Genomic DNA, 19,509 nt, shown 5'->3' with positions numbered 1-19,509 from the left:
CGTGTAGGAGACACATGAGACACTGTCCAGGAACCGAAAATCCGCCCCCCGCGCGGGTGCCCGGTCAGTCGCTTTCGTCCTCGCCCGGATCGTCCTCGCGCCCTTCGTCATCGCCGGCATCATCGTCGTCGAGGTCATCATCGACATCATCGTCGTCGAAGTCATCGGCGTAGAGGTCGTCGTCCGCGCCGTATTCATCCTCGTCGTCGTCCCAGTCATGGATTACCGGAGGGTTGAGCAGCCGGTCGATCCGCGTGTCGAACGCCTCCGCGGCTTCCTTGATAACGTACTTGCCCTCGAGCCGGTCGAGCCGCGCCAGATGCGCCAGCAGCAGCCGCGCGTCATAGCGGGTGCGGGTGGCGACTTCCTCGCCGTGGTAGAACACGCTTTCGGTCACCCCGTTCAGCGCCCGGTCGGCGAGCACTTCCTCGACCTGCGGGCGGGCGAGCACCAGGGCGGCATCCCACAATTCGCGAAACTCGCCCGAGGCGCGCCGCATCCGGTAACAATGCGCGCGGCTGACCCCCGCCTGCCCCGCCGCCGCCCGGACATTGCCCCACTGCGACAGCGCGGTCAGGAAATGGGCCTGCACCTCGCGCGAAAGCCCGCCGAACGGCTCGGCCGGCGCGAGGGTCTGCAGATGCGCGGGAGCGGGTGCGGGTGCGGGTGCGGGTGCGGGCGCGAGCGGGGCGGCGGGCGAAGCGCGATCAGGCGCAGCGATGAGCTGGGTTGAGGGTGTGTCGGTGCTGGCAGCGGGAGGCGTGGAGGACATGACGGGCGCGGCTCCTTGGGCGGGAGGGAGAAACGCGCGGGAGGTTATGCGGGAGTGGGGGGTGTAGGAAAGTGGGGGAACTGAACCAGGAAGAGCCAAGCAGCCAGCCGCAGAAACGCCAGTAATACCTTGACTTTCTAATTCCCGAGCGGCACCGAAAGGGTGCGTTGCTGGGTTGGTTGATGTGTGCGTCGTTACTGCGCATAATTCGGGAACTAAACACATGATCGCCCGGATGTAATCATACGGGCAAATATCGACGGTGAGAAGGTTGGAACACTCAGCAACGCTCCCCCGCTTGTATCGGATTCAGACAAAAGACGACTTAGCGAAGGAGCTTGGAATTTCTTTGAAATTGCTTGAGGAAAGAGCATTTTCAAAGAACCAATTCTTACTTTATTCAAAATCGACGGAGTTGAAAAGGGACGGCACTCTAAGACATATTAATGCGCCCTTTTGGCCGCTTAGAAATATGCAATCTCAACTCAAAATCTTGCTTGAGGAGATTTTCAAACCGTCGAGACGAGTGACCGGCTTTGTTACAGGAGGGGGAATTCGCAAGAATGCTTCTTTCCACCTCGGAAAAAGATTGATTTTGAATTTTGATCTGAAGGAATTTTTTCCTTCGATACATTTTGGCAGAATTCGATGGCGTCTTATGGCACAGCCCTATAATCTAAATTCTTCGATCGCGACCACAATCGCTAGGTTATGCACTCTGGACGGACAGCTTCCAATCGGTGCACCTACGTCGCCAATTATCGCTAACATGATTGCCTCGCACTTAGATGGAGTTTTAAATACTCTTGCCAAGTCCCATGGCTCTTTTTATTCGCGATATGCTGACGATATCACTTTTTCCACCAATAGACGCTCTTTCCCAATTCAGATTGTCGAAAATATATCTGGGGAATGGGTCGCTGGATCAACCTTGGTTGAAGCAGTGGACAGCGCTGGCTTTTCGATCAACGATCGAAAAACTCGCGTTCTTGACCGTTTGGCACGTCAAGAAATAACCGGAATAGTAATTAATGAATTTGTCAATGTCCCACGACCATTCTTACGAGAGGTACGTGGTGCTATTCATGCTTGGGAAAAGCACGGGCTTGAAGCAGCAGAAACTATATTCTCACAAAAGTTTAACTGGAGAGGTGCGGTCTCGTTAGAGGCACATCTTAGAGGCCGTATTGCGCACATAGTCCACGTGAGAGGTCAAGATGACTTGACCGTTTGGAAATTGACAGACCGATTCAATAAATTGCCCGATCGTAAGTTTAAGGAAGTGCACTACGCTAAGCCTAAAAGTGCTCGAGAGGCACTAGCTCAAGCAGCTTGTCGGATTGAGTGCGAAAATGACAATATTATGGAGTATTGCCAAGGTTCCGGAATAAAGCTTCCTAGCGGGAAAATATTGACGAATCTGCACAATGTGGAATTTGCTGGTGAAATTTATCCGGTCATAAACGCATTTCTAAGCGACCAAGCTAAATTTTCCATTCTAATGAGGGTGGTAAAGATAGATGCCCCGAAGGACGTTGCCTTATTAGAGCCAGTTGACCCCGAATGGCGGAGAGCAATATCAATCGCAGCGGCTGACCTGAGTTTTTCTAAATGTGCCACGGGGGATCAAATTAAGATCGCTGGGTATCCCAGTTATCGAGATGGTGACACGTGCAATGTCTCAAGTGGTGAGATTATGGGTTTTTCTCGAATTGACGACACACCTTACTTTCGAGTTTCTGTGCAAATTGTAAAAGGGAATAGCGGGGGCCCAGTTTTCAATAAATTTGGTCAAGTTATCGGCGTCGCTAGCCGTGGTATTGAGAACGGCGATATCGAAAATCACCACTTCAACGGTTGCCTAGAAATGTTTCGTATCGAAAAGTTCGTTCTCGGATAGCGCCCTAACCATTCTCAAGAGGATCGCCGCCCCAACAAAGGCGCCAGATACTGCCCCGTAAACGACCGCGGCTCCTTCACCACCTTCTCCGGCGTGCCCTCCGCGACGATCTCCCCGCCCCGCACGCCGCCTTCCGGCCCGAGGTCGATGATCCAGTCCGCGGTCTTGATCACGTCGAGGTTGTGTTCGATCACGACGACCGAATTGCCGCCCTCCACCAGCCGGTGCAGCACTTCGAGCAGTTTGCGCACATCCTCGAAATGCAGGCCGGTGGTCGGCTCGTCGAGGATATACAGCGTCTGTCCGGTGCTGCGCCGCGCGAGTTCCTTGGCGAGCTTCACCCGCTGCGCCTCGCCGCCCGATAGCGTGGTCGCCTGCTGGCCGACCTTGACGTAGCCGAGGCCGACCTCGTTCAGCATCCGCATCTTCTCGCGGATCGAAGGCACGGCCTTGAAGAATTCCTCCGCATCCTCGATCGTCATGTCGAGCACGTCGGCGATGCTGAGGCCCTTGAACTTCACCTCCAGCGTTTCCCGGTTGTAGCGTTTGCCGCCGCATTCCTCGCACGTCACGTAGACATCGGGGAGGAAGTGCATCTCGATCTTGATGAGGCCGTCGCCGTGGCACTTCTCGCAGCGGCCGCCCTTGACGTTGAAGCTGAAGCGCCCCGGCTTGTACCCGCGCGCGAGGCTTTCGGGCAGGCCGGCGAACCAGTCGCGGATCTGGGTGAAGGCGCCGGTGTAGGTGGCGGGGTTGGAGCGCGGGGTGCGGCCGATGGGGGACTGGTCGATCTCGATCACCTTGTCGCAATATTCGAGGCCGGTGATGGAATCATGCGCCCCCGCGATCACCCGCGCGCCGTTCAATGCCCGCGCCGCGCCCGCCTGCAGCGTGTCGATGGTGAGCGAGGATTTACCCGATCCCGACACCCCGGTGATGCAGGTGAAGGTGCCGAGCGGGATCTTGGCCGTCACGCCCTTGAGATTGTTGGCGCGCGCGTTCTTGACCACGATCTTGTGGCCATTGCCCTTGCGGCGTTTGGCCGGGATGTCGATCTTGCGCCGCCCGGTGAGGTAATCGGCGGTGAGCGATCCTTCGGCCTTGAGGATGTCCTCGAGCGTGCCTTGCGCGACGATCTCGCCGCCATGCACGCCCGCGCCGGGGCCGAGGTCAACGATGTGGTCGGCGGTGCGGATCGCGTCCTCGTCATGCTCGACCACGATGACGGTGTTGCCGAGATCGCGCAGGCGTTTGAGGGTTTCGAGCAGCCGGTCGTTGTCGCGCTGGTGGAGGCCGATGCTCGGTTCGTCGAGCACATACAGCACGCCCGACAGGCCGGAGCCGATCTGGCTAGCGAGGCGGATACGCTGGCTCTCGCCCCCCGACAGGGTGCCGGAGGTGCGGTCGAGGTTGAGGTAGTCGAGGCCCACGTTGTCGAGGAAGCCCAGCCGCTCGTTGATCTCCTTCAGGATCGCCTTGGCAATCTGGCTCTGCTGCGAGGTCAGCTGCGCGTCGAGCGCGAGGAACCACGCTTTGGCATCCGCCACGCTCATCGCGACGGGGGTGGCGATGTCGGTGTCGGCGATGCGGACGCTGAGCGCCTTTTCGTTGAGCCGCTTGCCGCCGCAGACTTCGCAGGGCTGCGCGGTCTGGTACTTCGACAGCTCCTCGCGCATCCAGGTGCTTTCGGTCTGGAGCAGGCGGCGGTTGAGGTTGCCGATCACGCCTTCGAACGCCTTGTTGACGGTGTATTCGCGGCGGCCATCCTTGAAGGTCAGCGGCACCGGCATCCCGTCCGTGCCGTGCAGGATGATCAGCTTCTGATCCGGCTCCAGATCGGCCCACGGGGTGGTGAGATTGAAGCCGTAAGCCTTGGCGAGGCTCGCCAGCACCTGCATATAATAGGGCGACGGCGGGTTGGACTTGGCCCACGGCACCACTGCGCCCTGTTTGAGCGTCAGCGCCTCGTTCGGCACCACCAGTTGCGGGTCGAACAGCTGCTTTTCGCCGATCCCGTCACAAGCCGCGCACGCGCCTTGCGGGGCGTTGAAGCTGAACAGGCGCGGTTCAATAGCCTCAAGTGTGAAGCCGCTGACCGGGCAGGCGAACTTCTCGGAAAAGACGATGCGGTTTGCGGCGAGGCCTGCGCCTTTCATGGCGCCGCCCTTGCCCTCATCCTCGCGCCCCGGCACCACGCCATCGGCCAGATCGACATAGGCCAGCCCCTCGGCCAGCTTCAGCGCCTGTTCGAAGCTGTCGGCCAGCCGCGTTTCGATGCCGTCCTTCACCGCGATCCGGTCAACCACCACTTCGATGTCGTGCTTGTACTTCTTGTCGAGCGCGGGTGCTTCCTCGATCGGATACATCTCGCCGTCGATCCGCACGCGGGTGAAGCCGGAACGCTGCCATTCGGCCAGTTCCTTGCGGTATTCACCCTTGCGCCCGCGGACCACCGGGGCGAGCAGGAACAGCCGCGTGCCTTCGGGCAGTGTCATCACCCGGTCGACCATCTGGCTGACGGTCTGCGCGCTGATCGGCAGGCCGGTCGCAGGCGAATAGGGCGTGCCGACCCGCGCCCACAGCAGGCGCATATAGTCGTAGATCTCGGTCACGGTCGCCACGGTCGAGCGCGGATTGCGACTGGTGGTCTTCTGCTCGATCGAAATCGCAGGGCTGAGGCCGTCGATATGCTCGACGTCGGGCTTCTGCATCATCTCCAGAAACTGGCGCGCATAGGCGGAGAGCGACTCCACATAACGCCGCTGCCCCTCGGCGTAGATCGTGTCGAACGCGAGGCTCGACTTGCCGCTGCCCGAAAGGCCGGTGACCACGATCAGCGCATCGCGCGGCAGATCGATATCGATGCCCTTGAGATTGTGCTCGCGCGCACCGCGCACGGAAATGGTGGTGAGGCTCATGGGCTCTGCTTGTTCCGGAAATGTTCGCTAAAGTAAAGGCCGCGCTGCGTCTGGGCCTGAGGTGAATCGCAGATGGCCCCTCCACTGCCCCGATGCAACGCCGCAGGTGCACAGAAGTTTCGAAAAAACCGGTTGCTCTGGGCAGCTTCCGGCTCCCGATCATGGCACTCTAAGGCTAGTGAAGCCGAGACTACGTATATTTTCTATAATGTTTTTCAAAAGCTTACGGATAAACTGTATTACCCTACAGAAAAACTATAGTCGCCAGATCTGCCGCAGTCGGGCAACCCGAAGGCGTCTTCTGCTTCCCCCCGCCGGGTCCCTTCCAGGGTCGCAACCTGGCCTAAGCTGGAGGAAATACGAAACCGGGATGCGCTAGCCTGCATGACCTTGCGGTCGCAGGTCAGCGCCCCGGTCAGGGGGCGGGCGGTCGTGCTGGCGACGGCTCGCTTGCCACCAGCGCTTTTGCCCCGTCATCGCCCAGCCAGCGTGCAGCAATGCCCCAGACTTGCGCGATCATGTCCGGCGCCAGCGCATCGGCTGCCGGCCCCTTGGCGACCAGCCGCCCCTGATCCAGCACCAGCACCCGGTCCGCATGGTTCATCGCCAGCGCCAGATCGTGCAGCACCACCACCACGCCCTGCCCCGCCTGCGCGCAGGATTTGAAATGCGCGATCAGCCGGAGCTGGTGCGCAAGGTCGAGCGCGGCGAGCGGTTCGTCGGCCAAGATCCAGCGCGGTTCTCCGGCCAGCACGCGCGCCAGCAGCACCCGCGCGCGTTCCCCGCCCGAAAGGCGGCTGGCGGGGCGCTTACGCAATTCCTGCAAGGCCAGCGCAGTCAGCGCCGCCTCGACTGCGTCTGCCCCGCGATCACGCCACGGCAGGCGGCCCAGCGCGACCAGGTTCTCCACCGCCACGTCCCACGCGATTTCGGGCGCTTGCGGCAGATAACCGATCGCCTGCGCACGTTCGCGCGGCGGGATGTCGCCCAGCGCCCGGCCCTGCAGCAGCACCGCGCCCTCTACCGGGTCGATCAGGCCTGCCAGCCCCAGCAGCAGCGATGATTTGCCCGCGCCGTTGGGGCCGACAATCGCGGTGATCGCACCCGGTTGCAGAGCAGCGGACACGCCATCCACCACCCGCACACCGCCGCGATCAAGTGAAAGGTTCTGTGCCGCCAGCATCTAGAGCCGCCCCCGCCGCATCTTGACCAGCAGCCACAGGAAGAACGGCGCGCCGATCAGCGACAGCGCAATGCCGAGCCGCAGTTCCGTGACCAGCGGCAGCACCCGCACGATGCTGTCCGCCGCCAGCACCAGACAGGCCCCCGCCAGCGCACTTGGCAGGATCAGACTGGATGGCAACCGGTCTGTCAGCGGGCGCACCAGATGCGGCACGACAAGGCCGACAAAGCCGATGATCCCGGCCACCGCCACGCCTGCGCCGACGGTCAGCCCCACGCCGATCACCAGCAGCCACAGCAGCCGCGCCGGATCAAGCCCCATCGATCGCGCCGCCTCCTCCCCCAGCGTCAATGCATCGAGGCTGCGCGCCGCCAGCGCCAGCACTGCGATTCCCGCCACCACCAGCGGCGCGGCGATCATCACCTCGCGCCACGAACGGTCGGTCAGCGCGCCGTTAAGCCACATCACGATCTCCGACAGGGCGAACGGATTGGGCGCAAGCGTGATCGCGAGCGCGGTCAGCGCGCCCGCAAGGCTGGCGATCATCAGACCCGCCAGCGTGAACAGCGCGATCCCGCCGCCCGCGCCGCCCGCCGCGTCCGAAGACGTGCGCCCGGCGATCAGCGCCAGCAGCGCCATTCCGGTGCCCGCGCCGGTCAACGCCAGCAGCGGCAGGCTCCACGCGGCCCATGCAGGCGGAATGGCAGCGCCCAGCCAGAAACTCGCCACCGCGCCCAGCGCCGCCATCGGCGCGATACCGAACAGTCCGGGATCGGCGAGCGGATTGCGCAAATACCCCTGCATCGCCGCCCCCGCCGCGCCCAGCCCTGCGCCGACGATGATAGCCAGCACCGCGCGCGGCAGGCGCAGTTCGGCAAGGATCAGCGCGGCATTGGCCGCTCCGCTGCCCGCGACATCGAACGGATTGATCCACACACGCCCCGCCAGCAGCGACAGCGGCACCAGCGCCGCCAGCAACACCGCAAAAACCAGCACGGCGCGGTTCACGGGCGAAGTCCTGCGCGGACATCGTCAAGCCGCTGCGCCAGATCGATCACCGTCGGCCCGCCGCAGAACAGCAGCCGCGACGGCAGCGGTTCGACCCGGGTTTGCGTGAGTTGGGCGAGCAAGGGGTGGCGCTGACCGGCGCTGTCGCCTGCCACCAGCAACAGCTCGGGCGGACGCGCAAGCACCGTTTCCAGCGCGACGAAATCGGCTTGGCCCAGCCCCATCGCGGCGGCGTGGCTGGCGAGGTTGCGGGACCGCAGCATCTCGGCCACCAGTGTCGCCTCGCCCGCCACGATCTCGCCCGGCTGCCACAGCAGGGTGGTGATCGGGCGCGCATTGCTGACAGGTGCGGCGGCGTGTTCGATTGCGTCCACCAGCACTTCGCCCGCCTGCTTGCGTCCGGCGAGCGCCGCCACCTGCCGCACCTGCGCGATGCTCTGGCTGACCGATGTGGGGCTGCCGAAGGTCTCGACCCGCAGGCCCGCGTCTTCCAGCGCGCTGCGGGTGGCGGGCGCGATGAAGCTGGATGCCAGCACCAGATCGGGGGCGAGCGCGATCACTTCCTCCGCTGTGCCACCAGTGATGGCGAAACCGGCGGCGATGTGCTGCGGGATCGAGCTGCTGCCCGGATCGCGGCTGTAGTGAGACAGCGCCAGCACCTGTTCCGGCGCCGCGACCTCTACAAGGATCGCATCGAGGCAGGGGTTCAGGCTGACGATGGTGGGGCTATCCGTGCCGCCGCCCGGTGCATCCGCAGGCGCGCAGGCTGCCGCCAGCAACAGCAACAGCACGCCGAACGTGCCGCGCCTGCCCCTCGCCGCTGATATGTGCCGATCCCGCGCCATGTCCGCCGCCCGCGATAGGGCCGCCCCGTCCGCCGCGCAAGCAGGCGTGACCGGCGCAGGCGGCGCGGTCATACCTGCGGCGCTGCCTGTCCGGTTTCGGGACGCAGGGCCGCGTGCCGCTCGCCGGGCGGCTGCGCGGGCGCTAGGGCGCGCTGGACGTCATGCCGCTCCGTTCCGCCATCTTCGCGTTGATCGCCTCCCTCGCCGGCCCTGCCGCCACTCCGGCGCATGGCACCTGGCGCAAGCGGTTCGCGGTGCTGGCAGCGGCGATTGCCATCCCCGCCCTCGCGGCCCCAGGAAGCCTTGTGGCACTGCCGGGCGCGGCGATCGAACCGCACACCGCGCTCGCCACCCGCCAAGCCGCCGATGCGGCGCTGCCGTTCGAGCGGCCGGGCATGAGCTTTCCCGGATCGGCGTTCTACTACCTCGCCGATCCCCCCGGCACCGCGCTGGTGGCCCTGCCGAAAGCCGATCCGCTGTCGCCGGGCGCAGAAGACGGCCGCGAGTTGGGTGCGTTGATCGATGTCGGCGCGGCAGCGCGGCCGTTTTTCTCCTCCGGTGTCGGCCTTACCCATGCCCGCGCGGCTGAATGCCTTGCACAGGCGGTGTGGTACGAAGCCGCCAGCGAAACCGAAGCCGGACAGCGCGCAGTGGCTCAAGTGGTGCTCAACCGCGTGGCGCACCCATCATGGCCCGCCAGCGTGTGCGGCGTGGTGTATCAGGGTTCCGCGCGCAAGACCGGATGCCAGTTCTCCTTCACCTGCGACGGCAGTCTGGCGCGGCGGCCAAGCGGCACAAGCTGGGCGCGGGCGCAGCGGGTGGCGAACGCGGCGCTGGCAGGCAGCGTCTACGCGCCGGTCGGGCATGCGACCCATTACCACACGCTCTGGGTCAATCCCTATTGGGCGGGCACGCTCGACCACATCGGCACCATCGGCGCGCACCGTTTCTATCGGCTGCGCGGCGGAGCAGGCGCGCGCAGCGCGTTCACGATGGCCTATGCGGCGCTGGAGAATGGCCCGCAAGCAGGCAGGACAATACGCAGCGCAGACGCCGATACTATCGACGAGGCACAGGCATCGCGCCCCACCATCGCATACGACCTTGCGCCGATCACCGGCAACGCGACCCCGGTGCGGGCCGCCGGGGCAGTTAGCGCGCCCGAAGCTGCAATCCCTGCCGATACCGCACTTGCCGGAGCCGGTCAGGTAAAGCCGGAATATGCCCGCGCCGGTCAGTGGAAAACCCCTCCGGACAAAACGCCGCCCGCAGATGCGGGGCAATAGGCCGCCCGCGCGACCGCGCAATCAGGGTTAAGCTGTTCGAAACCCTGTCCGGACACCAAGGTTTAGTCTGGCGCTGCTAATCCTGCTGCCAACAACAATAACGCTTCGCCAATCCCCTTGGCGAACGGCTCGCAGCAGGAATCCCCCACATATGTCGATCCGCCTCGCCCTCGCCCGGGATCCTGCCCGCATCGCTGGAAAGCACGCAGACGGACGCGGGTTGGTAACACGGGTACGCGTGATGGCGGTCAACGATAACGAGGGGGCCGCAGACGGCAGCGCAGAGGCCGGGAACGCCACGGGCGCCTTCGATCCGGTGCTGGTCGACGCTCTGCGCCACTTCGCCCGCCACGGCATGCATGCGCCCCGCATCGCCCATGACGAGGCCGAGCGCGCGGCAAGTGAAGGCAACGCGCCCGGCGCCGCGCACTGGATCGCGATCACCGGTATGTTCGACCGCCGCCTTGCCGCAGCGGCAAGCGCGGAGCAGATATCCGCCTGATCCACCTGTATGCGGGATAGGGTGTTTCCCTGAGGGGTTGACTTGAAGCACTTAATGCAATTGCGAACTGATTGCAAAGATAGTTGCCGCATCAGACCTTTTGACGGTTGCATTCATATTCCCGGCCGCTTACCGCGCCCTATGTAACGGGTGCCAAGCCGCTTGGGACGGGGGTCGGCACCAGCGCCGCGTCACAGCGCCGCGCAAACGTATTTTCGTCCCGATGGATCAGGGAAGGAAGTCGAAATAATGGCCCGCACCAAGATTGCGCTGATCGGCGCAGGGAACATCGGCGGCACGCTCGCCCACCTCGCAGCCACCAAAGGCCTCGGCGATGTCGTTCTGTTCGACGTGGCCGAAGGCATGCCGCAGGGCAAGGCGCTCGATCTCAGCCAGTGCGGCCCGGTCGAAGGCTTCGACGCGAAGATCACCGGATCGAACGACTATGCCGATATCGCGGGCGCTGACGTGGTGATCGTCACCGCTGGCGTTGCACGCAAGCCCGGCATGAGCCGCGACGATCTGCTCGGCATCAACCTGAAGGTGATGAAGGCCGTCGGCGAAGGCATCAAGAACAACTGCCCCGATGCTTTCGTGATCTGCATCACCAACCCGCTCGACGCGATGGTCTGGGCGCTGCGCGAATTCTCGGGCCTGCCCGCCAACAAGGTTGTCGGCATGGCCGGCGTGCTGGACTCGGCGCGCTTCGCGACCTTCCTCGCATGGGAATTCGGCGTGTCGGTGAAGGACGTGAACGCCTTCGTGCTCGGCGGCCACGGCGATACCATGGTGCCGGTGCTGTCCTACTCGACCATCAACGGCATTCCGGTTGCGGACATGGCCAAGATCAAGGGCATTTCCGAAGACCGCCTCGGCGAAATCGTGAAGCGCACCCGCGCGGGCGGCGGCGAGATTGTCGCGCTGCTTGGTAACGGCTCGGCCTATTACGCGCCCGCCACCAGCGCGATTTCGATGGCCGAAGCCTACCTCTACGATCAGAAGCGCATCCTGCCCTGTGCGGTGCAGGTCAACGGCAAGTACGGCGTCGACGGGCTTTACGTTGGCGTTCCGGTGGTGATCGGCGCAGGCGGCGCGGAGGACGTGATCGAGATCAGTCTGACCGACGAGGAAAAGAAGAACCTCGGCGTCAGCGTCGATGCGGTCAAGGAACTGCTTGAGGCTTGCAAGGCGCTGGATAGCTCGCTTGCTTAAATTGCTTCATCGTCATCCCGGCGCAGGCCGGGAACCAGTTCTGCCCTCGCATCTGGGCCCCGGCCTGCGCCGGGGTGACGACTGAATGGATAAGGAAGGCTTTGTCTACATCATGGCAAGCCGCCGCAACGGAACGATTTACATCGGTGTCACCACCGACCTTGCAAAACGGGTCTGGGAACACCGCGAAGGACTGATTGAAGGCTTCACGAAGAAGTATGGCTGCAAGACGCTGGTCTGGTTTGAACGCCACGACACCATCGAAGCAGCCATCACGCGCGAGAAGCAGATGAAAGAATGGCAGCGTGCGTGGAAGCTGCGCAGGATTGAAGAGATGAACCCCGACTGGAACGACCTGTTCGAGTTGGTTTGTGGCTAAACTGGGCCCCGGCCTTCGCCGGGGTGACGAATAAGAGGCGGACCTGAATGAGCATCCTCGTAAACAAAGACACCAAGGTCATCACCCAAGGGATGACCGGCAACACCGGTACCTTCCACACGCAGGCCGCGCTCGATTACGGGACGCAGATGGTCGGCGGTGTGACCCCGGGCAAGGGCGGCACCACCCATCTCGGTCTGCCGCAGTTCAACACCGTGCGCGAAGCCAAGGAAGCGACCGGCGCGAACGCCAGCTGCATCTACGTGCCGCCGCCGTTCGCCGCTGATGCGATCTGCGAAGCCATCGATGCCGAGATCGAGCTGATCATCTGCATCACCGAAGGCATTCCGGTGCTCGACATGGTCCGCGCCAAGCGCGCGCTGTCCGGCTCCAAGTCGCGGCTGATCGGCCCCAATTGCCCCGGCGTGCTGACCCCGAATGAATGCAAGATCGGCATCATGCCGGCCAACATCTTCAAGAAGGGTTCTGTCGGCATCGTCAGCCGTTCGGGCACGCTCACCTATGAAGCCGTGCACCAGACCACGATGGCGGGCCTCGGCCAGACCACGGCGGTCGGCATTGGCGGCGATCCGGTCAACGGCACCAACTTCATCGACATGCTCGACCTGTTCCTTGATGATCCTGAAACGGAAAGCATCATCATGATCGGCGAAATCGGCGGTTCGGCCGAAGAAGAAGCCGCCGCTTTCATCAAGGCCGAACGTGCCAAGGGCCGCGCCAAGCCGATGGTCGGCTTCATCGCCGGCCTCACCGCCCCTCCGGGCCGCCGCATGGGCCACGCTGGCGCCATCGTCAGCGGCGGTCAGGGCGGCGCGCAGGACAAGATTTCGGCGATGGAAGATGCGGGCATCCGCGTCAGCCCCTCGCCTTCGGAACTCGGCACCACGCTCGCCGCGATGCTGAAAGAAACGGCCTAACCGAATACCGGCCCCCGCTCGCGATGAGCGGGGGCCATCCTTCCTCCTCCCCGGGAGTCCCATGATGGGCAACGAACCGCAGAACTTCATCCCGCAACTGACCGATCAGGAAGGCCCGCAGCCCGGCCCTTCGTGGGAGCGGCGCGGCTGGCTCGATACGCTGAGCGATAGCGCCTCCGATCTGGTCGCGGCGATGGACCCGACCGAGATGAAGCTGGCGGTCAAGGCGGCGGCGAAGGATGCGGGCAAGGCGCTCGATCCCAAGGCGGTCGAGAAAGCCGCTGCGCTCTCCATTGCGGCGATGACGCTGGTGCGGCTCTACCGCGTGCGCGGGCATATGGCCGCCGATCTCGATCCGCTCGGCCTGTCCAATCGCGAAGGGCCGGAAGATCTGACGCTGGCGTGGCATGGCCTTGCGGGCAAGGAGCATGAGGAGGTCTATGTCGGCGGCGTGCTCGGCATGGAATGGACCACCGTGGGCAAGCTTCACCAGCGCCTGTGCGAAGTCTATTGCGGCAAGGTCGGCCTCGAATACATGCACATCGCCGACACGGACGAGCGCCGCTTCCTGCAGGAAAAGTTCGAAAGCCCCGGCGATACGATCCAGTTCACGCCCGAAGGCAAGAAGGCGATCCTCGCCGCGGTGCTGCGCGGGGAACAATACGAGGAATTCCTCGGCAAAAAATATGTCGGCACCAAGCGCTTCGGCCTCGATGGCGGGGAGTCGATGATCCCGGCGCTGGAAGCCGTCATCAAGCATGGCGGCAGCTCCGGCGTGCGCGAGATCATCTACGGCATGGCCCACCGCGGGCGTTTGAACGTGCTCGCCAACGTGATGGCCAAGCCCTACCGCGTGATCTTCCACGAATTTTCGGGCGGCTCGGCCAACCCCGATGATGTCGGCGGATCGGGCGATGTGAAGTATCACTTGGGCACCAGCACCGACCGTGAGTTCGACAGCATCTCGGTGCACATGAGCCTCGTCCCCAACCCCAGCCACCTCGAAGCTGTAAACCCGGTGGTGCTGGGCAAGGTGCGCGCGCAGCAGGCGATCCGCGACGATCTGGCGAACAAGGATCAGGTGCTGCCGGTGCTGATCCACGGCGATGCCGCCTTTGCAGGGCAAGGCGTGGTGTGGGAAAGCCTCTCGCTCTCGGGCGTCCCCGGTTACGACACCGGCGGCTGCATCCACTTCATCATCAACAACCAGATCGGCTTCACCACCAGCCCGAAGTTCGCGCGGTCTTCGCCCTATCCCTCGGACGTGGCCAAGGGCGTCATGGCGCCGATTTTGCACGTCAACGGCGACGATCCCGAAGCGGTGACCTTTGCCTGCAAGCTGGCGGTCGAATACCGCCAGACCTTCCACCGCGACGTGGTGATCGACATGTGGTGCTACCGCCGGTTCGGCCACAACGAGGGCGACGAGCCCAAGTTCACCCAGCCGCTGATGTACGACCAGATCCGCGCCCATCCCAAGGTCTCCAAGATCTACGAAGGCCGGCTGATCGAGGAAGGCGTGGTCCAGCCCGGTACCCGCGAGACGATGGCCGAGGATTTCGTCCGCCTGCTCGAAGACGAGTTCGAGGCGGGCAAGAGCTACAAGCCCAACGAAGCCGACTGGTTCGGCGGGCGCTGGGCCGGGCTGAACAAGCCCGCCGATCCCGAAACATCGCGCCGCAATGTCGCCACCGCGATCGAACCCAAGGCGTTCGATTCGCTCGGCCGCGTGCTGACCGAAGTTCCCGGCGACCTCGACGTCCACAAGACCTTGGACCGCGTGCTCGCCGCCAAGCGCGAGATGTTCCAGACCGGCGAAGGCTTCGACTGGGCAACGGCAGAAGCACTCGCCTTCGGCAGCCTCGTGATGGAAGGCTACGGCGTGCGCCTGTCCGGCCAGGACAGCGGGCGCGGCACCTTCAGCCAGCGTCACGCGGTGTGGGTCGACCAGAAGACCGAGCGCAAATATGTGCCGCTCAACACCCTGCCCCACGGCAAGTTCGAAGTGCACGATTCCACACTGTCGGAATATGCGCTGCTCGGCTTCGAATACGGGTTCGCGATGGCCGATCCGCGCACGCTGGTGCTGTGGGAAGCGCAGTTCGGCGATTTCGCCAACGGCGCGCAGATCATGATCGACCAGTTCATCGCCAGCGGCGAGGCCAAGTGGCTGCGCGCCAACGGCCTCGTGATGCTGCTGCCGCACGGTTATGAAGGACAGGGGCCGGAGCATTCCTCCGCCCGGCTCGAACGCTTCCTGCAGATGTGCGCGAACGACAATATCCAGGTCTGCAACATCACCACCCCGGCCAATTACTTCCACGTGCTGCGCCGCCAGATGCTGCGCCCGTTCCGCAAGCCGCTGGTGATCATGAGTCCCAAGTCGCTGCTGCGCCACCCGCTGGCCAAGAGCGACCGCGGTGCCTTCCTCGGCGAATCGCAGTTCAAGCGCATCCTGTCCGACACCAAGGCGATTCCCGACGAGAAGGTGCGGCGCGCGGTGCTGTGTTCGGGCAAGGTTGCCTATGATCTGATGGAAGCACGCGATGCGGCCGGGATCGATGATGTCTCGATCGTCCGCGTCGAACAGCTCTATCCCTTCCCCGGCGATCCGCTGGCGCTGCGGCTGGGCCGGATGACGAACCTCGAAGATGTGGTGTGGTGTCAGGAAGAACCGAAGAATAATGGTTCGTGGTTCTTCGTCCAGAACCAGATCGAGGATTCGCTGACCGCCGCCGGGCATCAGGGCAAGCGTCCGCGCTATGCCGGGCGCGATGCCGCCGCCTCGCCTGCGACCGGGCTCGCCAGCCGCCACAAGGCGCAGCAGGAAGCGCTGATCGCCGATGCTCTGGGGATCAAGTGATAACCTCCCCCTCCCCGTTCGTGTCGAGCGGAAACTGAATTTTTGTAGGAAGCAGACTGATGGCCACCGAAATCAAAGTTCCCGCGCTCGGCGAATCTGTCACCGAAGGCACCATCGCCGAATGGCTCAAGCAGCCGGGCGAAGCGGTCGCGGCGGATGAGCCGATTTGCAGCCTTGAAACCGATAAGGTCGCGGTCGACGTGCCCTCGCCGGTCGCAGGCGTGATGTCCGAACATCGCGTGGCGGTGGGTGACAATGTCGAAGTCGGCGCGGTGATCGCGGTGATCGAAGAAGGCGCGAGCGCGTCCGCTACGCCCGCTCCCGCCGCCGCCAAGGCCGATACGCCCGCACCTGCGGCCAGCGCGCCCACCCCTGCCCCTACTTCCGGCCCGTCCGAGGAACTGCTCGCCGCCGCGCAGACGCTGTCGCCCGCGGTGCGCCGCGCGGTTCTGGAACACGGGGTCGATCCCTCGACCATCAAGGGTACCGGCAAGGACGGCCGCCTGACGAAGGAAGACGTGTTGGCCGCGGCCGAAGCCAAGAAGTCCGGCGGCGCGGCGCCAGCGCCCTCGCCTGCACCGGCCGCCGCCGCTGCACCCGCAGCAACCGGCGGCGCGCGCGGCGAGGAGCGGGTCAAGATGACCCGGATGCGCCAGACCATCGCCAAGCGGCTGAAGGGCGCGCAGGATCAGGCCGCGTTGCTCACTACCTTCAACGATTGCGACATGAGCGCGGTGATGGAAGCGCGCGACAAGTACAAGGACCTGTTCGCCAAGAAGCACGATATCCGCCTCGGCTTCATGGGCTTCTTCGCCAAGGCCGCGTGCCTCGCGCTGAAGGACGTGCCGAGCGTGAACGCCTATATCGAGGGCGACGAGATCGTCTATCACGACTATGTCGACATCTCGGTCGCAGTGTCTGCACCCAACGGCCTCGTCGTCCCCGTCATCCGCGATGCCGACAAGAAGGGCTTTGCCCGGATCGAACAGGACATCGCCGACTTCGGCAAGCGCGCCAAGGAAGGCACGCTCAAGATGGAAGACATGACCGGCGGCACCTTCACGATCTCCAATGGCGGGGTGTTCGGCAGTCTGATGAGCACCCCGATCATCAACCCGCCGCAGTCGGCGGTGCTGGGCCTCCACCGCATCGAGGATCGTGCGGTTGTGCGTAACGGCGAGATCGTGATCCGTCCGATGATGTATCTGGCGCTGTCCTACGACCACCGCCTAATCGACGGGCGCGAGGCAGTGACCGCGCTCAAGATCATCAAGGAAGCGATTGAAGATCCGACGCGGATGCTGATTGATCTGTAAACATTTCTCCGTTCGGGCTGAGCTTGTCGAAGCCCTGCTCTTCCTTTTGGAGCGACGGACCCCAAGTGAAGGACAATCCTTCGACAAGCTCAGGATGAGCGGAGTTTTTTATGGCTGAATTCGATTACGACGTCCTCATCATCGGTGCCGGCCCCGGCGGCTATGTCGCGGCGATCCGTGCGGCGCAGCTGGGTTTGAAGACCGCTTGCGTCGAAAGCCGCGAGACGCTCGGCGGCACCTGCCTCAATGTCGGGTGCATTCCGTCGAAGGCGCTGCTGCACGGTTCGGAGCTGTTCGACGAGGCGCGCAACGGCCATTTCGCGACCTGGGGCATCACTGCCACGCCGACGCTCGATCTCGGGCGGATGATGCAGGAAAAGACCAAGGCCGTGGGCGAACTCACCGGCGGGATCGAATTCCTGTTCAAGAAGAACAAGGTCACCTGGCTCAAGGGCCATGCCGCCTTCGAAGACGCGCACACCGTCAATGTCGGCGGCGACAAGGTCACGGCCAAGGACATCGTGATCGCCACCGGGTCGAGCGTCACTCCGCTTCCCGGCGTTGAAGTCGACAACGCAGGCAAGCGGATCGTCGATTCCACCGGCGCGCTAGATCTTGAGGAAGTTCCCGAACACCTCGTGGTGATCGGCGGCGGCGTGATCGGGCTGGAACTCGGCTCGGTCTGGCGGCGTCTCGGCGCGAAGGTCACGGTGGTCGAATTCCTTGACCAGCTGCTCCTCGGCATGGACGGCGAAGTGCGCAAGGAAGCGCAGAAGATCTTCAAGAAGCAGGGCATGGACATGATGCTCGGCCACAAGGTCACCGGCGCAAAGGTGGACGGCAAGAAGGTCATCCTCACCATCGAGAAAGCCGCAGGCGGGGACGAACAGACGCTGGACGCCAGCCATGTGCTCGTTTCGATCGGCCGACGGCCCAACACCGACGGTCTGGCGCTCGACAAGGCGGGCCTCAGCGTCAACAATCGCGGGCAGATCGAGATCGACCATGAATTCCGCACGGCGGTGCCGAACATCTGGGGCATCGGCGATGTCGTGCCCGGCCCGATGCTGGCGCACAAGGCCGAGGATGAAGGTATCGCCGTGGCCGAGAATATCGCGGGGCAGACCGGCATTGTGAACCATGACGTGATCCCCAACGTGGTCTACACCGCGCCCGAGATCGCAGGCGTGGGCCTGACCGAGGAGCAGGCGAAGGAACGCGGGCTCGCGGTCAAGATCGGCAAGTTCCCGATGATGGCCAACAGCCGCGCCAAGGCGAACCGCGACACCGACGGCTTCGTCAAGGTAATCGCCGACGCCGAGACCGACCGCGTCGTCGGGGTGTGGATGATCAACAGCCTCGCCGGAACGATGATCGCACAGGCCGCGCAGGCAATGGAATTCGGCGCGACCAGCGAAGACATCGCCTACACCTGCCACGCCCACCCCACCCACGCCGAAGCCTTCAAGGAAGCGGCGATGGCGGTGACGGGCAAGCCGATCCACATGTAGGCCGGAAGGGGCGGTGGAATCGCGCTCCGTCGACCGGCTCCGCCTCACCCTGCCGCTGTTGCTCCCGTCTGCGGGCGGGCTTTGTTACCTCTACGCCTATGATGCGCCCGCGCGCCTGCTGCTGATCAATGCGGGCGCGCTGACCTTGGCGCTCGTCTGGATTTGGCTGGGGCGATTGCCTGCAAGCCGCAGGTTGCGCCTGATGGTTGCGGCAATTGCCACGCTTGGCCTGTTCGCTCCGCTGCTGTTCGGCCCGGAGGTTGGCGGCGTTGCGCGGTGGATTCCGGCAGGTCCGGTGATGCTGCATTCAGGGGCATTGCTGCTTCCGTTGCTGGCGGTTCTGGCCGCGCGCGAGCCGAAGCTCGGCCCCGCCATTTTCGCTCTCGCTGCAGCGGCGCTGGCCTTGCAAACGGACGCAGCTGCGCTGCTCGGACTGGCCGCAGCCAGCACGGTTCTGGCATGGTTGCACCGCAGCGCTCTCCACGCGCTGATCGCCGCTGCGGGACTGGCCCTTGCGGTTCTGAACGTCGGCGACGGCACGCTCGAACCGCAGATCTTCACCGAAAATGTGCTGGTACAGGTGGCCGAGCGATCGCTGATCCAGGCTGCGGCGCTGGCAACGCTGCTCTGTCTTGTGCCCTTGTGGTTTCTGTCGGTCGATCCGCGGACCCGGCGCACCGAATTTCACGGCTTGGCGGCGCTGTTGCTTGGCCTTGTTGCGATGGCGGTCATCGCCCCCTTCCCTTACCCGCTGATCGGCTACGGCGCATCGCCGATACTCGGTTTCGGACTGGCACTCGGCGCATCTGCGCGAAGGACGCCAGAATTGTCTGGAAAGGCGGCATAGTACCGCTTTCTCGTCCCTCCATCAGCAGC

At 63.9% G+C, this 19,509-nt stretch carries 15 protein-coding genes; 10 read left to right on the top strand and 5 right to left on the bottom strand.

Annotated elements, in window-relative coordinates:
- Positions 1 to 64 precede the first annotated feature (64 nt).
- Positions 65 to 772, bottom strand: a complete 708-nt coding sequence (locus Q0L48_RS00410) for a hypothetical protein (RefSeq protein ID WP_296716048.1) — start codon at positions 770 to 772, stop codon at positions 65 to 67.
- A 271-nt stretch (positions 773 to 1,043) separates the two neighbouring features.
- Here Q0L48_RS00410 and Q0L48_RS00405 point away from each other — a divergent pair, with 271 nt between their 5' ends.
- Positions 1,044 to 2,672 carry a trypsin-like peptidase domain-containing protein gene (locus Q0L48_RS00405; RefSeq protein ID WP_296716046.1) on the top strand — a complete coding sequence of 543 codons (1,629 nt, stop codon included), beginning with the start codon at positions 1,044 to 1,046 and terminating at the stop codon, positions 2,670 to 2,672.
- 14 nt (positions 2,673 to 2,686) lie between these two features.
- Here the strand turns inward: Q0L48_RS00405 and uvrA are convergent, their stop codons facing one another.
- The 4 genes from uvrA to Q0L48_RS00385 all read right to left on the bottom strand — a co-directional run bounded on the left by uvrA (position 2,687) and on the right by Q0L48_RS00385 (position 8,698).
- Positions 2,687 to 5,590: an excinuclease ABC subunit UvrA gene (uvrA, locus tag Q0L48_RS00400; RefSeq protein WP_296716044.1), complete on the bottom strand. Its 2,904-nt coding sequence runs from the start codon at positions 5,588 to 5,590 to the stop codon at positions 2,687 to 2,689.
- A gap of 415 nt (positions 5,591 to 6,005) precedes the next feature.
- A complete protein-coding gene (locus Q0L48_RS00395) occupies positions 6,006 to 6,773 on the bottom strand; it encodes an ABC transporter ATP-binding protein (protein ID WP_296716042.1) in 768 nt (255 codons plus the stop codon).
- The gene (locus Q0L48_RS00390; protein WP_296716040.1) at positions 6,774 to 7,781 is read right to left on the bottom strand and encodes an iron ABC transporter permease; all 1,008 of its coding nucleotides are present in this window, start codon (positions 7,779 to 7,781) and stop codon (positions 6,774 to 6,776) included.
- Entirely contained in the window at positions 7,778 to 8,698 is a 921-nt protein-coding gene (locus Q0L48_RS00385) for an ABC transporter substrate-binding protein (protein WP_296716038.1), read from the bottom strand. The genes Q0L48_RS00390 and Q0L48_RS00385 overlap by 4 nt, the downstream gene beginning before the upstream one ends.
- An 89-nt stretch (positions 8,699 to 8,787) precedes the next feature.
- On the opposite strand from Q0L48_RS00385, the gene Q0L48_RS00380 reads away from it, so the two are divergent.
- The 9 genes from Q0L48_RS00380 to Q0L48_RS00340 all read left to right on the top strand — a co-directional run bounded on the left by Q0L48_RS00380 (position 8,788) and on the right by Q0L48_RS00340 (position 19,480).
- A complete protein-coding gene (locus tag Q0L48_RS00380) occupies positions 8,788 to 9,912 on the top strand; it encodes a cell wall hydrolase (protein WP_296716037.1) in 1,125 nt (374 codons plus the stop codon).
- Between the two features lie 151 nt (positions 9,913 to 10,063).
- A complete protein-coding gene (locus tag Q0L48_RS00375) occupies positions 10,064 to 10,414 on the top strand; it encodes a hypothetical protein (protein ID WP_296716036.1) in 351 nt (116 codons plus the stop codon).
- A gap of 249 nt (positions 10,415 to 10,663) precedes the next feature.
- Positions 10,664 to 11,626, top strand: coding sequence for a malate dehydrogenase (gene mdh / locus Q0L48_RS00370; protein WP_296716035.1), 963 nt, complete (start codon positions 10,664 to 10,666; stop codon positions 11,624 to 11,626).
- Positions 11,627 to 11,711: 85 nt separating this feature from the next.
- Positions 11,712 to 12,005 (top strand): GIY-YIG nuclease family protein, encoded by a 294-nt coding sequence (locus tag Q0L48_RS00365; protein WP_296716034.1) that lies wholly within the window; start codon positions 11,712 to 11,714, stop codon positions 12,003 to 12,005.
- A gap of 47 nt (positions 12,006 to 12,052) precedes the next feature.
- The gene (gene sucD, locus Q0L48_RS00360) at positions 12,053 to 12,943 is read left to right on the top strand and encodes a succinate--CoA ligase subunit alpha (protein WP_296716032.1); all 891 of its coding nucleotides are present in this window, start codon (positions 12,053 to 12,055) and stop codon (positions 12,941 to 12,943) included.
- A 64-nt stretch (positions 12,944 to 13,007) separates the two neighbouring features.
- A complete protein-coding gene (locus Q0L48_RS00355) occupies positions 13,008 to 15,806 on the top strand; it encodes a 2-oxoglutarate dehydrogenase E1 component (protein WP_296716030.1) in 2,799 nt (932 codons plus the stop codon).
- A gap of 59 nt (positions 15,807 to 15,865) precedes the next feature.
- On the top strand, positions 15,866 to 17,122 hold the full coding sequence (odhB, locus tag Q0L48_RS00350; RefSeq protein ID WP_296716028.1) for a 2-oxoglutarate dehydrogenase complex dihydrolipoyllysine-residue succinyltransferase: 1,257 nt from the start codon (positions 15,866 to 15,868) through the stop codon (positions 17,120 to 17,122).
- A 110-nt stretch (positions 17,123 to 17,232) separates the two neighbouring features.
- A complete protein-coding gene (gene lpdA / locus Q0L48_RS00345; RefSeq protein WP_296716026.1) occupies positions 17,233 to 18,633 on the top strand; it encodes a dihydrolipoyl dehydrogenase in 1,401 nt (466 codons plus the stop codon).
- 13 nt (positions 18,634 to 18,646) lie between these two features.
- The gene (locus Q0L48_RS00340; protein WP_296716025.1) at positions 18,647 to 19,480 is read left to right on the top strand and encodes a hypothetical protein; all 834 of its coding nucleotides are present in this window, start codon (positions 18,647 to 18,649) and stop codon (positions 19,478 to 19,480) included.
- Positions 19,481 to 19,509 lie beyond the last annotated feature (29 nt).

The sequence above is a fragment of the Erythrobacter sp. genome (assembly GCF_024305245.1).
In the GTDB taxonomy this organism is placed as follows: domain Bacteria; phylum Pseudomonadota; class Alphaproteobacteria; order Sphingomonadales; family Sphingomonadaceae; genus Erythrobacter.
Note: the sequence above shows the minus strand (reverse complement) of the source record. Positions and strands in the feature narration are given on the sequence as shown.